General features: G+C 42.8%; 21 protein-coding genes. 3 read left to right on the forward strand and 18 right to left on the reverse strand.

The window, feature by feature from the left end; genetic code table 11:
• Positions 1–11 precede the first annotated feature (11 nt).
• The gene (locus ACKTT2_RS17515) at positions 12–2210 is read left to right on the forward strand and encodes an AAA-like domain-containing protein (RefSeq protein WP_407889152.1); all 2199 of its coding nucleotides are present in this window, start codon (positions 12–14) and stop codon (positions 2208–2210) included.
• On the opposite strand, the gene ACKTT2_RS17520 is transcribed toward ACKTT2_RS17515, so the two are convergent.
• The gene (locus ACKTT2_RS17520) at positions 2141–2581 is read right to left on the reverse strand and encodes a hypothetical protein (protein WP_407889154.1); all 441 of its coding nucleotides are present in this window, start codon (positions 2579–2581) and stop codon (positions 2141–2143) included. The two genes, ACKTT2_RS17515 and ACKTT2_RS17520, sit on opposite strands and share 70 nt — an antisense overlap.
• A gap of 51 nt (positions 2582–2632) precedes the next feature.
• On the opposite strand from ACKTT2_RS17520, the gene ACKTT2_RS17525 reads away from it, so the two are divergent.
• Entirely contained in the window at positions 2633–3529 is an 897-nt protein-coding gene (locus tag ACKTT2_RS17525) for an ABC transporter permease (protein WP_407889156.1), read from the forward strand.
• A 67-nt stretch (positions 3530–3596) separates the two neighbouring features.
• On the opposite strand, the gene ACKTT2_RS17530 is transcribed toward ACKTT2_RS17525, so the two are convergent.
• Together ACKTT2_RS17530 and ACKTT2_RS17535 are read right to left on the reverse strand one after the other, a co-directional pair.
• Positions 3597–4118: a hypothetical protein gene (locus tag ACKTT2_RS17530; protein WP_407889158.1), complete on the reverse strand. Its 522-nt coding sequence runs from the start codon at positions 4116–4118 to the stop codon at positions 3597–3599.
• 208 nt (positions 4119–4326) lie between these two features.
• Positions 4327–4674, reverse strand: coding sequence for a helix-turn-helix domain-containing protein (locus ACKTT2_RS17535; RefSeq protein ID WP_407889160.1), 348 nt, complete (start codon positions 4672–4674; stop codon positions 4327–4329).
• Positions 4675–4869: 195 nt separating this feature from the next.
• Between ACKTT2_RS17535 and ACKTT2_RS17540 the strand changes: the two genes are divergently transcribed.
• Positions 4870–5310, forward strand: coding sequence for a hypothetical protein (locus tag ACKTT2_RS17540; protein WP_407889162.1), 441 nt, complete (start codon positions 4870–4872; stop codon positions 5308–5310).
• Positions 5311–5548: 238 nt separating this feature from the next.
• Here the strand turns inward: ACKTT2_RS17540 and prfA are convergent, their stop codons facing one another.
• The 15 genes from prfA to rpsE form a co-directional block, all read right to left on the reverse strand.
• Entirely contained in the window at positions 5549–6646 is a 1098-nt protein-coding gene (gene prfA / locus ACKTT2_RS17545; RefSeq protein WP_407889164.1) for a peptide chain release factor 1, read from the reverse strand.
• 106 nt (positions 6647–6752) lie between these two features.
• The gene (rpmE, locus tag ACKTT2_RS17550; RefSeq protein ID WP_155751461.1) at positions 6753–6998 is read right to left on the reverse strand and encodes a 50S ribosomal protein L31; all 246 of its coding nucleotides are present in this window, start codon (positions 6996–6998) and stop codon (positions 6753–6755) included.
• Positions 6999–7180: 182 nt separating this feature from the next.
• Positions 7181–7597: a 30S ribosomal protein S9 gene (gene rpsI / locus ACKTT2_RS17555; RefSeq protein ID WP_038080715.1), complete on the reverse strand. Its 417-nt coding sequence runs from the start codon at positions 7595–7597 to the stop codon at positions 7181–7183.
• Positions 7598–7602: 5 nt separating this feature from the next.
• Complete coding sequence (gene rplM, locus ACKTT2_RS17560; protein ID WP_407889167.1) at positions 7603–8055, reverse strand: 50S ribosomal protein L13; 453 nt, start codon at positions 8053–8055, stop codon at positions 7603–7605.
• Positions 8056–8157: 102 nt separating this feature from the next.
• A complete protein-coding gene (gene truA, locus ACKTT2_RS17565) occupies positions 8158–8988 on the reverse strand; it encodes a tRNA pseudouridine(38-40) synthase TruA (protein WP_407889186.1) in 831 nt (276 codons plus the stop codon).
• A gap of 208 nt (positions 8989–9196) precedes the next feature.
• Positions 9197–9547 (reverse strand): 50S ribosomal protein L17, encoded by a 351-nt coding sequence (rplQ, locus tag ACKTT2_RS17570; RefSeq protein ID WP_407889169.1) that lies wholly within the window; start codon positions 9545–9547, stop codon positions 9197–9199.
• A 12-nt stretch (positions 9548–9559) separates the two neighbouring features.
• Positions 9560–10507 carry a DNA-directed RNA polymerase subunit alpha gene (locus ACKTT2_RS17575; RefSeq protein ID WP_407889171.1) on the reverse strand — a complete coding sequence of 316 codons (948 nt, stop codon included), beginning with the start codon at positions 10505–10507 and terminating at the stop codon, positions 9560–9562.
• A gap of 161 nt (positions 10508–10668) precedes the next feature.
• Positions 10669–11067, reverse strand: coding sequence for a 30S ribosomal protein S11 (gene rpsK / locus ACKTT2_RS17580; RefSeq protein WP_017748890.1), 399 nt, complete (start codon positions 11065–11067; stop codon positions 10669–10671).
• Between the two features lie 48 nt (positions 11068–11115).
• On the reverse strand, positions 11116–11496 hold the full coding sequence (gene rpsM / locus ACKTT2_RS17585; protein ID WP_017748889.1) for a 30S ribosomal protein S13: 381 nt from the start codon (positions 11494–11496) through the stop codon (positions 11116–11118).
• A gap of 217 nt (positions 11497–11713) precedes the next feature.
• The gene (rpmJ, locus tag ACKTT2_RS17590; protein ID WP_407889174.1) at positions 11714–11827 is read right to left on the reverse strand and encodes a 50S ribosomal protein L36; all 114 of its coding nucleotides are present in this window, start codon (positions 11825–11827) and stop codon (positions 11714–11716) included.
• Between the two features lie 365 nt (positions 11828–12192).
• Positions 12193–12417 (reverse strand): translation initiation factor IF-1, encoded by a 225-nt coding sequence (gene infA / locus ACKTT2_RS17595; RefSeq protein ID WP_006276978.1) that lies wholly within the window; start codon positions 12415–12417, stop codon positions 12193–12195.
• Positions 12418–12627: 210 nt separating this feature from the next.
• Entirely contained in the window at positions 12628–13185 is a 558-nt protein-coding gene (locus ACKTT2_RS17600; RefSeq protein WP_407889176.1) for an adenylate kinase, read from the reverse strand.
• The gene (secY, locus tag ACKTT2_RS17605) at positions 13185–14498 is read right to left on the reverse strand and encodes a preprotein translocase subunit SecY (RefSeq protein WP_407889178.1); all 1314 of its coding nucleotides are present in this window, start codon (positions 14496–14498) and stop codon (positions 13185–13187) included. Before secY ends, ACKTT2_RS17600 begins: the two co-directional genes overlap by 1 nt.
• Before the next feature lie 136 nt (positions 14499–14634).
• Positions 14635–15078 (reverse strand): 50S ribosomal protein L15, encoded by a 444-nt coding sequence (gene rplO, locus ACKTT2_RS17610; RefSeq protein WP_407889180.1) that lies wholly within the window; start codon positions 15076–15078, stop codon positions 14635–14637.
• A 64-nt stretch (positions 15079–15142) separates the two neighbouring features.
• Positions 15143–15670 (reverse strand): 30S ribosomal protein S5, encoded by a 528-nt coding sequence (rpsE, locus tag ACKTT2_RS17615; protein ID WP_407889182.1) that lies wholly within the window; start codon positions 15668–15670, stop codon positions 15143–15145.
• Between the last annotated feature and the right edge of the window lie 58 nt (positions 15671–15728).

Below are 15728 nucleotides of genomic sequence, written 5' to 3' on the forward strand. Positions count from 1 at the left end.
CAGGAAAAATTATGACAGCGAAAATACTGGTTGTGGATGATGAGCCTGACTTAGAACCCCTGCTTCGTCAGGTGTTTAGAAAAAAAATTCGAGAAAAACAATTTCAATTAATTTTTGCCCAAAATGGTTTGCAAGCGCTAGACAAACTACAAGCCGAACCGGATATAGATATTGTCTTAACTGATATCTATATGCCAGAGATGGATGGTCTTGCTTTACTGACTAAACTCAGTGAGTTGTACCCAATCGTCAAAGCAGTTATTATTTCCGCCTATGGAGACCTTGAAAAAATCAGAACAGCAATGAACCGAGGGGCTTTTGACTTTCTGACAAAGCCAATTAATTTTCAAGATTTAGAAATCACGACCAATAAAACTCTGCAACACGTACAGAGGATGAAAGCAGCGCGAGAACAAGAAATTCTCGCACAAAAAGCTCAAGCAGAACTCTTGACTCGCCTGCAAGCCGAAGTTGTAGAACGTCAGAGAGCAGAAGTTGCTTTGCGTGAAAGTGAGGGAAGGCTAGCTCAATTTTTAGAAGCTGTAGCGGTAGGTATATTTGTGATCGATGTCAATGGACAGCCCTACTACGCCAATCAAACCGCCCAACGAATTCTGGGCAAAGGAATTGAGACGACAACCAAAATCTCTCATGCTCAATTAGCTCAAATATACAACGCTTACCTTGTAGGAACAGAACAACTATACCCTAAAGAACAACAGCCCATTATTCGAGCGCTCAACGGTGAAACTATAACCGTTGACGATCTTGAAATTCGTCAATCAGATAAAATTATCCCTCTAGAGGTAGTAGCAACTCCAATTTATAACGAAAAAGGTGAAATTGTTTATGCCATTGCTGCCTTTGCTGACATTACCCAACGCCAACAAGCAGAAGCAGAACGAGCTCGATTTACTCAAGAACTTGCTTTGAATAATATAGCTTTGCAGAAGGCTAAAGATGCTTTAGCAGAATCCAATCGGACCTTAGAACAAAAAGTTGAAGAGCGGACAAGAGAACTTTCTCAAACACTGGAAATTCTCAAAGCTACTCAAGCTGAACTCGAATTTGAAAACGCTTTATTAAGAAGTGCTGAGGACACCTCAAGTTTTGATTATCAAGTTGGCGGGAGTTTGCCGATGGATGCTCCCACTTATGTCGTGCGTTCTGCAGACCGCTATCTTTACAAAGCGTTAAAACGTGGAGAGTTTTGTTACATTCTGAACACGCGGCAGATGGGTAAGTCAAGCCTTATGGTACGCATGATGGATCGTTTGCAAACAGAAGGTTTTGCTTGTGCGGCAATTGACATTACCCGACTTGGCGTAGAAGATGTCACTCCAGTTCAATGGTACAAGGGATTAGCGGTGGAGTTGTGGCAAAATTTTGATTTGTTGGGAAAGGTCAATTTAAAAGCTTGGTGGAACGAGCAACAGGATTTATCACCCGTTCAGTGCTTGAGCCGATTTATAGAGGAAATCGTATTGTCTCATGTTCAAAGCGAGCATATTTTTATTTTTGTAGATGAAATTGATACTGTTTTGGGCTTAAATTTTCCAGTTAATGACTTTTTTGCTCTGATTCGCTTTTGCTACAACCAACGCAGTATTAATCCAAAGTATCAGAGGTTAACATTTGCTTTGTTTGGAGTTGCAACTCCCTCTGATTTGCTGACCGATCCCCAACGAACCCCCTTTAATATTGGTCAAGCAATTCAACTCAATGGCTTTCAGGAGCATGAAGCCCAACCTTTGTTACAAGGGCTTACGGAGAAAGTCAGCAATCCGCAAGTTCTTTTGAAAGAATTGCTAGCATGGACAAATGGTCAACCTTTTCTCACGCAAAAGATTTGTCAACTTATCCGTTATTCTTCTTCTTCCGTTCCTACCAATCAAGAAGCTGAATGGATAGAAAATTTGGTGCGAACCCAGGTGATAGATAATTGGGAATCTCAGGATGAACCAGAACATTTAAGAACAATTCGCGATCGCATTCTCAACAGCAAGCTAGACACTTTGCGTCTTCTGACACTCTATCGACAAATTCTACATTCTGGAACCGTTGCCTCAGTAGATAGCCTGGAGGAAAAGGAATTGCTCTTATCAGGGATAGTGATTAAGCAACAAGGTTATTTAAAAGTTCACAATCGTATATATGAGTTGATTTTTAATGAGAGTTGGATTAATTTACATAATGGTAGGTTGGGTTGAGGAACGAAACCCAACAAATGCCCGTAAAACCCAACAAATGCCCGTAAAATCCAACAAATACCCGTAAAATACAAATGCCCGTAAAATCCAACAAATACCCGTAAAATACAAATACCCGTAAAATCCAACAAATGCCCGTAAAATCCAACAAATACCCGTAAAATACAAATACCCGTAAAATCCAACAAATGCCCGTAAAATACAAATGCCCGTAAAATACAAATGCCCGTAAAATACAAATGCCCGTAAAATACAAATGCCCGTAAAACACGACGAATGACCGTAAGACCCAACAAATGACCGTAAAACACAACAAATGCCCGTAAAACACAACAAATACCTGTAGATGTTGGGTTTCGCGTAGCGCTCAACCCAACCTACAAATTTGCCAAATTTGCCTTCGTGAGATAGCCGATCCGCTTGTGTCTACTCAAACTTCAAATCAAATTGCCAAAGCACCAAAATTTCGACGTCCTTGGTTGGACGGGCTGCAACCATTGATATTGCTAGCACCATCTGGAATTTGGTTATTGCTTTTGTTAGTACTGCCAACACTTATTATTTTTGAGTTAAGTCTAGTACCAAATATTCGACCTGGGGAAATAGTCAACCCTCGCAGTTTCTACAACTACATCCGGATACTCGATCCCCTGTACCTGCAAGTTTTGGTGCGATCGCTAGATTTTGCTGTAAAATCCACAATAATTTGTTTGGTCTTTGGTTTCCCTGTAGCCTATTGGATAGCTCAGATAGCACCATCACGTTGGCGCAACTTGCTACTTATTGGTTTCGTTTTACCTTTGTGGACTTCTTCTCTACTTCGCTCTTATGCTTGGATTACAATTCTCCGTCCCACTGGATTATTGAATAGCATACTGAGTACTATAGGTTTACCTACTATAGATATACTTAACCGTAGCCCTGCCGTATTAATTGGCATGAGCTACAGCTTATTGCCCTACATGGTTTTAATTTTATATGCAGCCTTAGAAAAACTAGACAAGCGTTTATTAGAAGCTGCTGCCGATTTAGGCGCAAATCCCGTACAAACTTTTTGGAAAGTCACAGTACCTCAAACCTTAACTGGAATTGCTGCAAGTTCTTTTCTTGTATTTATCACGGCATTTGGTGATTTCATCAATCCAGAATTATTAGGTGGAGCTTCTAGCATGACAGCAGCACGATTAGTCTATAATCAGTTCCTTGGTCCTACTCAAAATTGGGGATTTGGTTCTGCTTTAAGTATGACAATTATTTTGGTCGTGAGTATTGCGATCGCTCTTTTGATTAAATTTGGTGATGCTACGCCAAGAAAGTAAGCGTTGGTTGTTAGTTGTTCTACCACTAACCATGTACGGGCGCAATGCCTTGCGCCCCTACCATCCACTAACCATGTACGGGCGCAATGCCTTGCGCCCCTACTTCCCATTCACAACCATCTCGAATTTCACACAACTCAGTTTTTGATATGCCTAAAATTCTAGAGATTGGTGCCAACATATTATTATCCACTGGTTCTCCAGCATAAATATTGTTCAGTTCTACAGGCGATAACTTAAAAGTATCGCAAAATTTGGCAAACTCTTGATTGTTCAAGTCTAGTTCTAGTTGTCTCTCGCCAAGTAAGATTGCGATCGCTCTCGTTCCATGTTTGGGACGTTCTGACATTTTAATGTATTTTTTCATTAAATCTTTTACTTGAGCAATCTCACCACCTGAGTGTTTCATTAATTCAGTACAAGCTATTCTAAGAGCTTTTTTTAAAACTTCATCTTCATTTAAAACTTTTAAAACATCATTAGCAAATTCTTGTTTCAAGAATCCTGCTAGCGAGCCTTTATAGTGAAACGGTAGATAAGTTTCGCTCGTATCTAATTGCCAATCTGATGGTTCTTTCCGTAATGACATAAATGCACCTCATACACAGATTTGTTTCATCTTGAAACCACCAAGATGATGAGAAATATATGCTATTCAACCCCAACATTCAAAAATGATAGGCAAGCGAATAGCTACAGTCATTCTTTAATGACAGAAAAATAATTTCATTCTGTTTTAACCTAAGTTTTGCTCTGGTGTCATCAGAAGTGACAGCACTAAGTTATGGAGCTTCCGATCAATCGCTTAAAGCCTCAGCCGCCGCCGCTAATCTTGCTGCTCCAGCTTGAACGATTTGGGCAACTTGAGTGAGAGGCATATGATTGATTTGTCTGAGGATTAAGTTCACATCAGAAGTTTCTGTTACTGACTTACCTTCCAAACAGCAAAGAAGTTCTTCTAGCGTATATCCTGCTCTCGCTGCAATTTGAGCCAGATTTTCTGTGTCTGGTGTTTTAACGCCTTTTTCCCACATTTGAACAGCAGTAGCAGAAACACCTAAAAGCTTACCAAATGCCCGTTGACTCATCGAACCACGAGCTAGCTTGATAATTTCTACCAATTTTTGTCTACTTTCTGTTTTCACTGCTACTTGGCTAACCAACTGAAATGATTAAGTCTACTTGCATGATAACCAGTTTGTTTGTCTGTTGACATCCTCGCAATTTACCTGTAAACTGTAACCAGAGTTTTAAATATACAACTTTAGTTGTCAAAAAAAGACTGGTGCGGTAGAACGGCTTAGTTTACGGGTTTGCTTGTCTGTCAGAAGAAATACATCATGCTTAAGCGATCGAGTAAAATTCAAAATAAACGTAGCCGTAAAGGTCAAGGCTTGATAAGCTCTAATAGAATTAAAGCAGAAGAATGGGAAATTTCCAATGCTGAAGCTAAAGATGCTTTAAAGGCACAAGGCTACAATATTAAAGAAATTAAAAAAATTCGCTGTCTGAAGCACCAGGTATGTATTTCTTACTGGGATGAGAAAGGTGGTGTTTGCAGTGGATTTTTCAGCTATCGGATTTTTAGGCGATGGCAAGTAGAAGTCGAAGAAGTAGTTAATGCTTGCCCAACCTTGAGAGAATGGTTAATGCTTGCTCACATCATGAAGTACGAATTTGCCTACTACCCATATCTCAAGGATATAAAAGATAGACTTGAGAAGGTATTGAATAACCGCTTAGAGGCTTTGGAAGCATTGGTACTGCCACACGTGGTTTGATTGGAAGAAAATCAAATAGTCAAAAATAGATAAAGCGAATGTCAATTTTAGACAAGACGAAAATAGAGAGTTTCAGTATGCTTGATTTGTAATGTTGGAAAGGACTTCCAAGAAATGAATTTCCATCTTGTGGGACGGGTGTCCTGTATAAATGGCGGGCGGGACGCCCGCACCACAAGCAATTTGCACCACAAGTAATTTTGGGAGATTTTTTTATTTGGAAGTCCCTAAGTTTGCCCTAGTTACTAGTAGAAGTAGCAAGTTCCGCCAAACGTTCTTGCTGATCTTGAGAGATACAAGCTTGAATAACGTGTTCAATTTCCCCTTCTAAGAAGGAATTGAGTGAGTAGTTCTCACCCAATCGATGGTCGGTGACACGATTATCTTTATAGTTGTACGTGCGGATTTTTTCAGAACGAGAACCAGTTCCTACTTGGCTTCGCCGCATAGAAGTGACAGCTTCTTGCTGTTCTCGTAACTTCATTTCATACAGCTTGGCTCTAAGGATTTGCATTGCCCGTTCTTTATTTTGTAACTGGCTGCGTTCTTCCGTACAGAAAATACGAATGCCAGTAGGTTTGTGGAACAAGTCAACAGCTGTTTCCACCTTGTTGACGTTTTGTCCGCCCGCACCGCCAGATCGAGCCGTCGTTAGTTCAATTTCCTTAGGATCTATGTGGATTTCTACATCATCCACCTCTGGCATGATTGCCACTGTAGCAGTGGAGGTATGAACTCGTCCTCCAGCTTCCGTCACTGGTACGCGCTGTACGCGATGTACGCCAGCTTCAAATTTTAGTTTGCTGTAAACGTTATCGCCTTGAATTTCTAAAATAGCTTCTTTGAAACCGCCCATTTCTGCCAAGGACTCACTGACCATTTTTACGCGCCAACCTTGACTATCAGCATAGCGCGAGTATAGGCGTACTAAGTCTCCAGCCCAGATACTGGCTTCATCACCACCAGTACCCGCACGAATTTCCAACATAATGTTTTTGTCATCATTTGGATCGCGGGGCAGTAGCAATATTTTTAGACGATTTTCTAGTTCTTCTATTTTCTGCTCCAGCTCATCGACTTCCAAAGCTGCCATTTGCTGCAACTCTAGATCGCCTTGAGCTTCTTTTAACACCTGACGCGCCCCTATTAAGTCTTCCTGCGCTTTTTTCCAGGTATCATAAGTTTCTACAACTTCTTCTAACGATGAACGTGACTTGGCGATCTTTTGATACTCATCAGGGTTTTTAGCAGTATCGGGATCGGCAAGACGACGAGTCAATTCATTAAAAGTTTGTTCAACTGACTTAAGTTTTTCTAGAAGATATATTTCAGCCATGACGGGTTTAGTCACTCCTTAAAAAATAGCAAATTGGCTCGAGCATTAAATACGACAAATCGACCCAGCCGATGCAGGGTCGTCGTTAAAAGCTAAAGCCAGCCCGCTACTTTTTGTTTTTGCGTTTGGTGCCTGTAGTTTGACCTTCCATCATGCCGTACTTTCTCATGAAGCGCTCTACGCGACCTTCAGTGTCAATAATCTTCTGAGTTCCTGTGTAGAAAGGGTGGTTTCCAGACCAAACGTCTACGTGCAATTCTGGCTTTGTAGCGCCTACAGTCATCACCAGTTGACCGTTGCAGTAAACTTTGGCTTCAGGATACCACTCAGGATGAATACCTTGTTTAGCCATTTTCTCTTCCGTGGTTGATGTTAATAATATTATAACTTTTTGCTAGGGACTGGGGGCTGGGGACTGGGGGCTGGGGATTAGGAAAAAGCGATTGGGGCTTGGCGATTAGGGATTAGGAAAAGACTTGAACTGTACTCGTTTCCCAGTCCCCAGTCCCCAATCGCCAGTCCCCAGTCTCCAACCTATCGCTTCGAGTACTGAGGTGCTTTGCGAGCTTTGTGTAAACCGTACTTTTTGCGTTCTTTAGCTCGTGGGTCACGAGTCAAATATCCTTCACTTTTCAAGGGCGAACGGTTATCGGGATCGAGTTGGCATAAAGCCCTAGCTACTCCCAAGCGAACAGCATCGGACTGTCCGGTTAAGCCACCGCCTTCAGCTTTCACTAAGATGTCATATTCGTTTTCCAAACCTAGAGTTTCTAGGGGTGCTTTGGCAACGGCAAGGTAATTGGCGTTGAACTGGAAGTAAAGGTCTCCGGGTTTGCCATTAACAATCAATTGTCCAGTACCGGGAACTAGACGAACTCGTGCGATCGCGGATTTACGACGACCCGTACCCCAGTACATGGCACGACCGCTATTGGTATCTGTTGCTTGCATGAATCTTATGCTCCTGGAATTGTTTGAATCTTTAACTCTTTAGGTTGTTGTGCTGCATGGGGATGAGTGGGTCCAGCATAGACTTTCAGCTTGGTAAACAGCTGACGACCCAAACTATTCTTAGGTAACATACCTTTAACGGCATGCTCTACAATCCGTTCTGGTATACGTTGTTGCAGCTTATCAAAGCTTTCTATTTTCATACCACCCGGACGTCCAGAGTGACGGCGGTAAACTTTTTGTGTACGCTTTTTACCCGTGACGGTTACTTTCTCAGCATTGATAACGATTACAAAGTCACCTGTATCCATGTGAGGAGTGTATTCGGGTTTATTTTTTCCTCGAAGAATCATGGCAATTTCGGTTGCTAAGCGACCAAGGCGTTGGTCAGCCGCATCGACTACATACCAGTTTCGCTGAAGTGTTGCTTGGGGAGGAAGGAACGTTTTGTTAGTCATTTGTTATTTGTCCTTTGTCATTTGTTATTTGTCCTTTGTCCCTTGTCATTTGTTATTTGTCCTTTGTCATTGGTCTAATAACTAATGACTAATGACCAATGACTAATGACTAATGACTAATTTTGGTTGTGTATCAAACCAAATTTCTGGAGGAAAGGGAAAATCTGGATAGCCCACTCGCAACAAACATAAACCTTGGGAAGGTGCGGCATGTTTTACTTCTTCACGCCGTTCTTGTTTCCATAGGTCAGTAAAGTTTTCTAGTGTCCGCTGTCTTGAACCTACTTGTACTAGCATTCCTACTAATAGCCGCACCATGCCATATAAAAATCCATTTGCTTGAATTTCTATGTGCAGAAACGGTCCATTGCGATAGCACTCTGTAGCTTGTATGTCTACCCAGGAATGCTTTCGTGCTGAATTCGCTCGGTGAAAAGCCGCTAGGTGATGATGCCCAATTAACGGTTTTAATGCCGCTTGCATCAACGATTCGTCCAAGGGTTCAAGATAATAATGCCAACTCAAGGCGCTGGCAAATAAGTTCGGTAATCCTTCAGTATATAACGTATAACGATACCGTCGGTAGATGGCACTAAATCGGGCATGCCAACTGTCATTGACCTCTGCTGAAGCCCGAATCAATATATCTTTGGGCAAATAACTGTTTAGGATAACTGCCCACTTACAAGCTGGAATTGGACTGGTAACGTTAAAGTGGGCGACTTGTGCAGCAGCATGAACTCCAGCATCAGTTCGCCCAGCGCCATGAAGTGTGACTGGATAACCCAGTACGGTGGCGATCGCTTTTTCAATCTCTTCTTGAACGGTTCTGTGTTGTGGTTGCCGTTGCCAGCCATGAAAATGAGTGCCTAGGTATTGAATGACCAAGGCAACTCTATAAGTTCTTGTTTTAGGCTGGTGGCTATCTACCATAGGATTTTGTTCTTTGTCCTTTGTCAAATGACCAATGACCAGTGACCCTTCGGGTTCGCCCTCCGGGTTCGCCCTCCGGGTTCGCCAGTCCCCTACGGCGGGAAACCCCTCCGGGTTCGCAAGTTCCTTACGGCGGGAAACCCGCCTGCAGGACTGGTCTCACCGCCTACAGGGCTGGACTCACCAATGACCAATGACCAATGACTAATTAAACCAATTCAATGATTGCCATTTGAGCATTATCACCGCGACGGGGAACGGTATGTAGAATTCGGGTGTAACCACCTTGACGATTGGCATACCGAGTAGGGGCTTGTTCAAACAAAGCCTTAACCAATTCCTTGTCATATACATAAGCGAGGGCTTGGCGGCGTGCTGATAGGGAACCATCTTTAGCGAGGGTAATCATTTTGTCAACTTCAGCACGGACTACCTTAGCTCTGATTAAGGTAGTTGTGATTTTTCCGTGACGGATTATTTCAGTAGTCAGCGCTCGTAACAAAGCACGACGCTGATCGGCTGGTTTACCGAGTTGTTTAACTTTACAACGGTGGCGCATAATTTTTGCTAGTTAAGGATGTTTAGAAGCTCTTTCAGTTGGTAAGGTAATACCCAAGCGTCGCTGTAGGGCTTCAACCACCTCTTCAGCAGACTTTTGACCAAAGTTTTTGATTTCTAATAGGTCTTCTTGAGTGTAATCTAGTAAATCAGCAACAGAATTAACCTGTGCTCGCTTGAGACAGTTATAAGCTCTGACTGAAAGTTGTAACTCTTCAATAGGAATTTGAGCGGTGGGATCGTCCGGAATATCAGTAGCTGTGTCTGTAGGTTCCAGCGAAATATCTTTTAATGGATTGAATAAGTCTACCAAAATACCAGCAGCGCCTGAAAGTGCCTCTTGTGGAGTCAAACTGCCGTTTGTACTGACTTCTATCAACAAACGGTCTTTTGGTATGCCATTATCTCCACGGGTTTCTTCTACGCTGTAATTAACTTTTCGCACTGGCATAAATATTGAATCGATTTGAAGAAAATCCAAAGATGTGGCTTCTTCACGACTCCTCTCAACAGTGCGATATCCCTTACCTCTTTCAATCCGAAATTCCATTTCCAACTTTCCACCTTCAGCAACAGTAGCCACGTACTGGGTGGGATCGATCGCTTCTACTTCGCTAGGTAAGTCGAAGTGTGATGCTGTAACTGTTGCGGGACCTGTAACTAGTAGCCTACCAATTTGGGGCTGAGAGGAATAGCTTTTCAGGACAACTTCCTTCATTTTCATGAGGATTTCCAAAACATCTTCCCGCACGCCAGGAACGGTAGCAAACTCGTGTGAAACGCCTGCGATTCTTACTGCTGTTACTGCTGTACCTTCTAAATTAGAAAGTAAAACCCTTCTCAAGGCATTACCAACAGTAGTTCCTTGTCCCCGTTCTAGTGGTTCCAAGACAAATCTACTGGCTTGACCTCTATTTTCTTCAGTGTTAGATTCTACACATTCAATCTGAAATTGTGCCACGGAGTAGCCTCCCTTATTGTCGAGTCCTGTAAGAGGGGCAATCAAATTGCCTTTACAAACACTTGGTTGTAGCGGAAATTTTCTTCACCAGTGTTTCAGGGCGGGCAGTGCGTTTTCAACGTCTGCCTTCCCAAATTTATTTTTCGCCTTAAAAGAGCGTCTTACACGCGGCGACGCTTGGGTGGACGGCAACCATTGTGAGGAATTGGCGTAATATCTCGAATGAGAGTAATTTCTAGCCCTGCTCCTTGAAGTGCTCGGATAGCTGTTTCTCTACCTGCTCCCGGACCGCTGACCATTACCTCTATCTGGCGCATTCCCTGATCGATGGCTCGCCGTGCTGCACTTTCTGCTGCTGTTTGTGCGGCAAAGGGAGTTCCCTTTTTGGCTCCTTTAAAGCCACTAGAACCAGCACTTGCCCATGACACAACATCTCCGTTTGAATCGGTAATGGTGACAATGCTATTGTTAAAGGTAGACTGGATGTAAGCCACCCCATTTGGGACATTACGCTTTTGCTTCTTGCTACCTGATTTTTTGTTACTTTGTTGTCGCGCCATATAGCTGTGGTTTTTTGTAAATTGCTGTAAATAAGCGTCAGTAAAGAATTACTTAGCTGGTGCTTTTTTCTTACCCGCAACTGTCTGCCTTCTCCCACGACGAGTTCTGGCATTTGTACGGGTTCTTTGTCCTCTCACTGGTAAGCCCATTCGGTGGCGACGCCCCCTGTAGGTACCGATATCAACTAGGCGCTTGATATTCATCGCTTCCCAGCGCCTTAAATCTCCCTCTACTTGATAGTTACTTTCTATCTCGCCTCTTAAGGCTGCTATATCAGCATCGCTTAGCTCTTTAACGCGGGTGTCGGGGTTAACACCTGTTGTTGCTAAAATCTCTTTAGAACGAGATAATCCAATTCCGTAGATATAGGTTAGACCTATTTCAACACGCTTATCTCGTGGAAGGTCTACTCCGGCAATACGTGCCACAATTGTCTCCCTTTTTGTCAGTTATTAATTACTTAGTCATTTACTTAACAGCTTCCAGTACCAGTATATTATTGACTCATCAGCGAGCGCTACCTAGCTACTAGTTCACCGTTACCCAATACAAGCAAATTATTTACTGGTCACTGGTCACTGGTCACTGGTCACTGGTCACTGGTCACTGGTCACTGGTTACTGGTTACTGGTTACTGGTCAGGTGTTATCCTTGGCGTTGCTTGTGCTTGGGGTTAGAACAAATCACCATGACGCGACCACGACGTCTGATCGTGGTACATTTTTCACAAATCTTCTTAACAGATGCTCTTACTTTCATGACACTATTTTTGACTCCAAATAGAGAATTATAACATATAATGGAAATTTATGCAGCGATCGACATTTGAAATCCAATTTTTCTGTTTGTGGTAATATTTTCTCCAAGTGTTAAGTTTTCACTCAAGTGTTAACCTTTGGTGAACCCGTGTTGGCACTCCACGCTAAAGCGATCGCTTGTTAAAATTTTCAGAAAACTAAGGTAGCCTCTACTTGGGATATAGCCTAAAATATGGGAAGCATTTTTAGATTTATCCCGAAAACTGTCACTTCGGTTGAACGACAGTCAAAGTATTTCCAACAAAAATTGCATCTCGGTTAATCAATGAACTGAAATCACCCAAGCGCAAAAATTGTTTGTTCGGTCTACTTCTTCCGCAGTCGATAAGTGATTCTACCTTTTGTCAGGTCATAGGGGGTCAACTCCACCTTGACGCGATCGCCCGGTAAAATTTTGATGTAGTTACGGCGGATCTTGCCAGAAATGTGGGCAAGGACATTAAATCCATTATCAAGGTCTACACGGAACATAGCGTTGGGAAGGGATTCGGTAACTGTTCCTTCCATCTCAATTAGATCTTGTTTAGACAAGTTTTTTCCTCAACTCAACAATCTCCGCTTCAGTCTCACAGCCACAGCTAGGGTGTCTCTAGTGTGCAGAAGAACATATTTTGGAGAATATATCAACAGTTTCTTAATATATTTTATCCAAGATTTACACATTCAGGGTTGGGGATTGGCGATTAGCGATTGGGTATTGAATTTTTTCCCAATCACCAGTTCCCAGTCCCCAGTCCCCACTTAAGAAACAACGATTTTTTTTAAATCAGCAGTGACTTCTTCTGGTGACTGATTGCCATTGACTGAAAGCAGGAGATTGCGATCGCTGTAAAAATGAATGAGAGGAGCAGTTTCAGAACGGTAGATATCCAAACGATGACGTATCACTTCTTCCGTGTCATCTCTTCTACCCCGTTCGAGCAATCGGGAAATCACGATGTCATCTGGAACATCAAGATTGATGACTTTTTCTCCTCCTTGCTGATGGAGTTTTTGCAGCAATTGCTCTAAGAAAACAGCTTGATTGACAGTACGGGGAAAGCCATCAAGAATCCAACCTGAATGAGCATCGGGTTTACCCAGACGTTCCTCAATCAGATCCTCAATAAGTTGATCGGGAACCAAGTCCCCCTTATCGAGATAACTTTGAGCTTTTACACCCAAAGGAGTTTGGTCTTTGACTGCTTGACGTAATATGTCACCCGTAGAAATATGGGGAAGATCGCAATCCTGAGCTAAAGTTTTCGCTTGAGTTCCTTTTCCAGCTCCTGGCGGTCCCAAGAAGATTAGTCGCGTCACTATTGTTTCACCATTCCTTCATAGCGCTGAGAAATAACGTAGGTTTGGATTTGCTTAGATGTATCAATCGCTACACCTACTAAAATCAGTAAAGAGGTAGCACCTAAGCCTCTGAAAGTCGGGACACCCAAAGCACTTTCAACGGCAGTAGGGATAATTGCAACCAAGCCCAAAAAGATAGCACCCAAAAAAGTTAATCGATTGACCACACGTTCGATGTACTCACTCGTTGCCTTACCTGGACGAATACCGGGGACGCTAGAACCCATTTTCTTCAAGTTTTGAGCTACATCTACCGGATTAAGAATCAACGAAGAATAGAAATAGCTAAAGAACACGATAGAAACAAGGTAAACGAGAGCGTAAACCCAAGAGCCAGAAGCGCCAGGAACAAGATAAGTGTTAACAATCCTGGAATATTGTGGATTATTAATGAAATTTTGTACCAACAGTGGCAAACTTAAGATAGCAGCAGCGAAAATGATTGGCATGACTCCCCCTTGGTTGAGACGCAAAGGCAAGTAGCTGCGCTGTTCTGCAAAAAGTTTTCGACCAACTTGACGGCGTGCTGAGATAATAGGTATGCGGCGAATTCCTTCTTGTACGAAGACGATACCAACAATCGTGGCTAGGAAAAGCAGCAGCAATACGATAACACGACCAGCAATTTCCCTGCCGCCAGTTTGCACAAAATCGATAGTATCACCTAAAGCCTTTGGCAGTGTTGCCACAATGTTGACAAAAATCAACAAAGATGCTCCATTTCCAACGCCTCGTTCTGTAATTAGTTCCGATGCCCACATAACAAACATGGAACCAGCTGTCAGGGCGAGAGCCGTCTCAATAACAAAAATCGGTCCATAACTTTGAGCAAAAGGTTTGAGCCAGAAAGCAGCCAAAAAAGTACTTTGAATAATTGCCCAAACGAGAGACACGTATCGAGTCACTTGAGAAATTTTTCGCCGTCCTGCTTCGCCTTCATTTTTCTGTAAGTTTTCTAAAGCAGGTATTGCAGCAGTGAGCAATTGGATAATAATCGAGGCATTGATATATGGCAAAATACCCAAGGCAAAGACTCCCAAAGCTGAAAGTCCGCCTCCGGAAAAGATGTCCAAGAAGCTTAATATCTGGTTATTACCTTGAAGGGCTTGGGCAAACTCTTCTCTGTTGATTCCTGGAATGGGCAAATGTATACCCAAGCGAATTAACAGAAGAATACCCAGCGTGACAAGCAGCCGACCTCTCAGCCCTGCCGCTTGTGCCATCTGCATAAAAGTTTCTTGAGCCGTTGGGGCTTTTTCTCGACCGAGCATAGAAGGCTACCTTTGAAGTAAGAAGTATAAAGTATGAAGTATGAAGTGTGAAGTTATGAACTATGAAGCACGAACTTTGAAGTCTATAAAGTATAAATTTTTCACCTTTTATCCTTCATCCCTCATCCTTCATCCTTCAGATAACTTCGCAACTTCCACCTGCTGCCTCAATTTTGGTACGAGCCGTACCTGTGAAAGCTGCTGCTTTTACTGTAAGTGGAATACCTAACTCCCCATTTCCCAGGATTTTCAGAGAACCTTTAGAGGCAGTTAGAATACCTGCTTCCTTGAGAGATTCCAGTGTAACTTCTGAATTTGGGGGCAGAGTAGCAAGCTTTTCTACATTAATCGTAGTGTAAATCTTACGGTTAACGAGAGGGAAGCCCTTCAATTTAGGAATACGGCGGTATAATGGCTGCTGACCACCTTCAAAACCAGGTCGAGTGCTGCGACCGGAACGTGCGTTTTGACCGCGCATACCTTTACCAGCGCTTGCGCCTTGACCGGCGGCAATACCTCTACCTAGACGGCGACCGCGTTTTTTAGATCCCTTTTGGGGGCGGACATCATTTAGTCTCATAATTAATTGGTTAGTTGTTAGTTGTTAGTTGTTAGTTGTTAGTTGTTCTACTAACTACTAACAACTAACTAATGTATAAATTTTCAACAGGGACACCTCGGTCTTCAGCAACTTCTGCAAAGGTACGCAAGGTAGACAGAGCATTGACAGCAGCTCTGGCATTATTCAGAGGGTTGTTGGAGCCAAGTTGTTTTGCTAACACGTTACGAACGCCTGCCAATTCCAGGACTGTACGAACAGCACCACCAGCGATTACACCAGTACCTGGGGACGCAGGACGCATGATAACTTTTGCACCACCACCAGTTCCATTGATGGGGTGGGGGATGGAATTAGATTTGGTGATGGGGATATCAATAAGGTGTTTTTTGCCATCAGCAACACCTTTTTTTACAGCACCAATAACATCTGATGCTTTGCCGACTCCCACACCAACTTGACCGCGTTCGTTACCAACAACTACGATCGCACGGAAGCTAAGTTTTTTACCTCCTTTAACAACCTTGCTCACTCGTCGAATTTGGATAACGCGCTCTTGCCAGTTAGTTTCTTCTTTCTTCGTCTTACTAGTTTTACGACGATTTGTTGCCATAGTTAATGTCCTTTGTCATTTGTTATTTGTCATTTGTTATTTGTCATTTGTTATTTGT

The sequence above is a fragment of the Scytonema hankhaensis NUACC26 genome, assembly GCF_045865695.1.
Lineage (GTDB): Bacteria > Cyanobacteriota > Cyanobacteriia > Cyanobacteriales > Nostocaceae > Scytonema.

What these genes read in the sequence shown, in the direction of transcription:
- ACKTT2_RS17515 (WP_407889152.1), top strand. Translation starts at nt 12, where the DNA reads ATGACAGCGAAAATACTGGTTGTGGATGATGAGCCTGACTTAGAACCC.
- ACKTT2_RS17530 (WP_407889158.1), bottom strand. Translation starts at nt 4,118, where the DNA reads ATGTCATTACGGAAAGAACCATCAGATTGGCAATTAGATACGAGCGAA.
- ACKTT2_RS17540 (WP_407889162.1), top strand. Translation starts at nt 4,870, where the DNA reads ATGCTTAAGCGATCGAGTAAAATTCAAAATAAACGTAGCCGTAAAGGT.
- prfA (WP_407889164.1), bottom strand. Translation starts at nt 6,646, where the DNA reads ATGGCTGAAATATATCTTCTAGAAAAACTTAAGTCAGTTGAACAAACT.
- rpmE (WP_155751461.1), bottom strand. Translation starts at nt 6,998, where the DNA reads ATGGCTAAACAAGGTATTCATCCTGAGTGGTATCCTGAAGCCAAAGTT.
- rpsI (WP_038080715.1), bottom strand. Translation starts at nt 7,597, where the DNA reads ATGCAAGCAACAGATACCAATAGCGGTCGTGCCATGTACTGGGGTACG.
- rplM (WP_407889167.1), bottom strand. Translation starts at nt 8,055, where the DNA reads ATGACTAACAAAACGTTCCTTCCTCCCCAAGCAACACTTCAGCGAAAC.
- truA (WP_407889186.1), bottom strand. Translation starts at nt 8,988, where the DNA reads ATGGTAGATAGCCACCAGCCTAAAACAAGAACTTATAGAGTTGCCTTG.
- rplQ (WP_407889169.1), bottom strand. Translation starts at nt 9,547, where the DNA reads ATGCGCCACCGTTGTAAAGTTAAACAACTCGGTAAACCAGCCGATCAG.
- rpsK (WP_017748890.1), bottom strand. Translation starts at nt 11,067, where the DNA reads ATGGCGCGACAACAAAGTAACAAAAAATCAGGTAGCAAGAAGCAAAAG.
- rpmJ (WP_407889174.1), bottom strand. Translation starts at nt 11,827, where the DNA reads ATGAAAGTAAGAGCATCTGTTAAGAAGATTTGTGAAAAATGTACCACG.
- secY (WP_407889178.1), bottom strand. Translation starts at nt 14,498, where the DNA reads ATGCTCGGTCGAGAAAAAGCCCCAACGGCTCAAGAAACTTTTATGCAG.
- rplO (WP_407889180.1), bottom strand. Translation starts at nt 15,078, where the DNA reads ATGAGACTAAATGATGTCCGCCCCCAAAAGGGATCTAAAAAACGCGGT.
- rpsE (WP_407889182.1), bottom strand. Translation starts at nt 15,670, where the DNA reads ATGGCAACAAATCGTCGTAAAACTAGTAAGACGAAGAAAGAAGAAACT.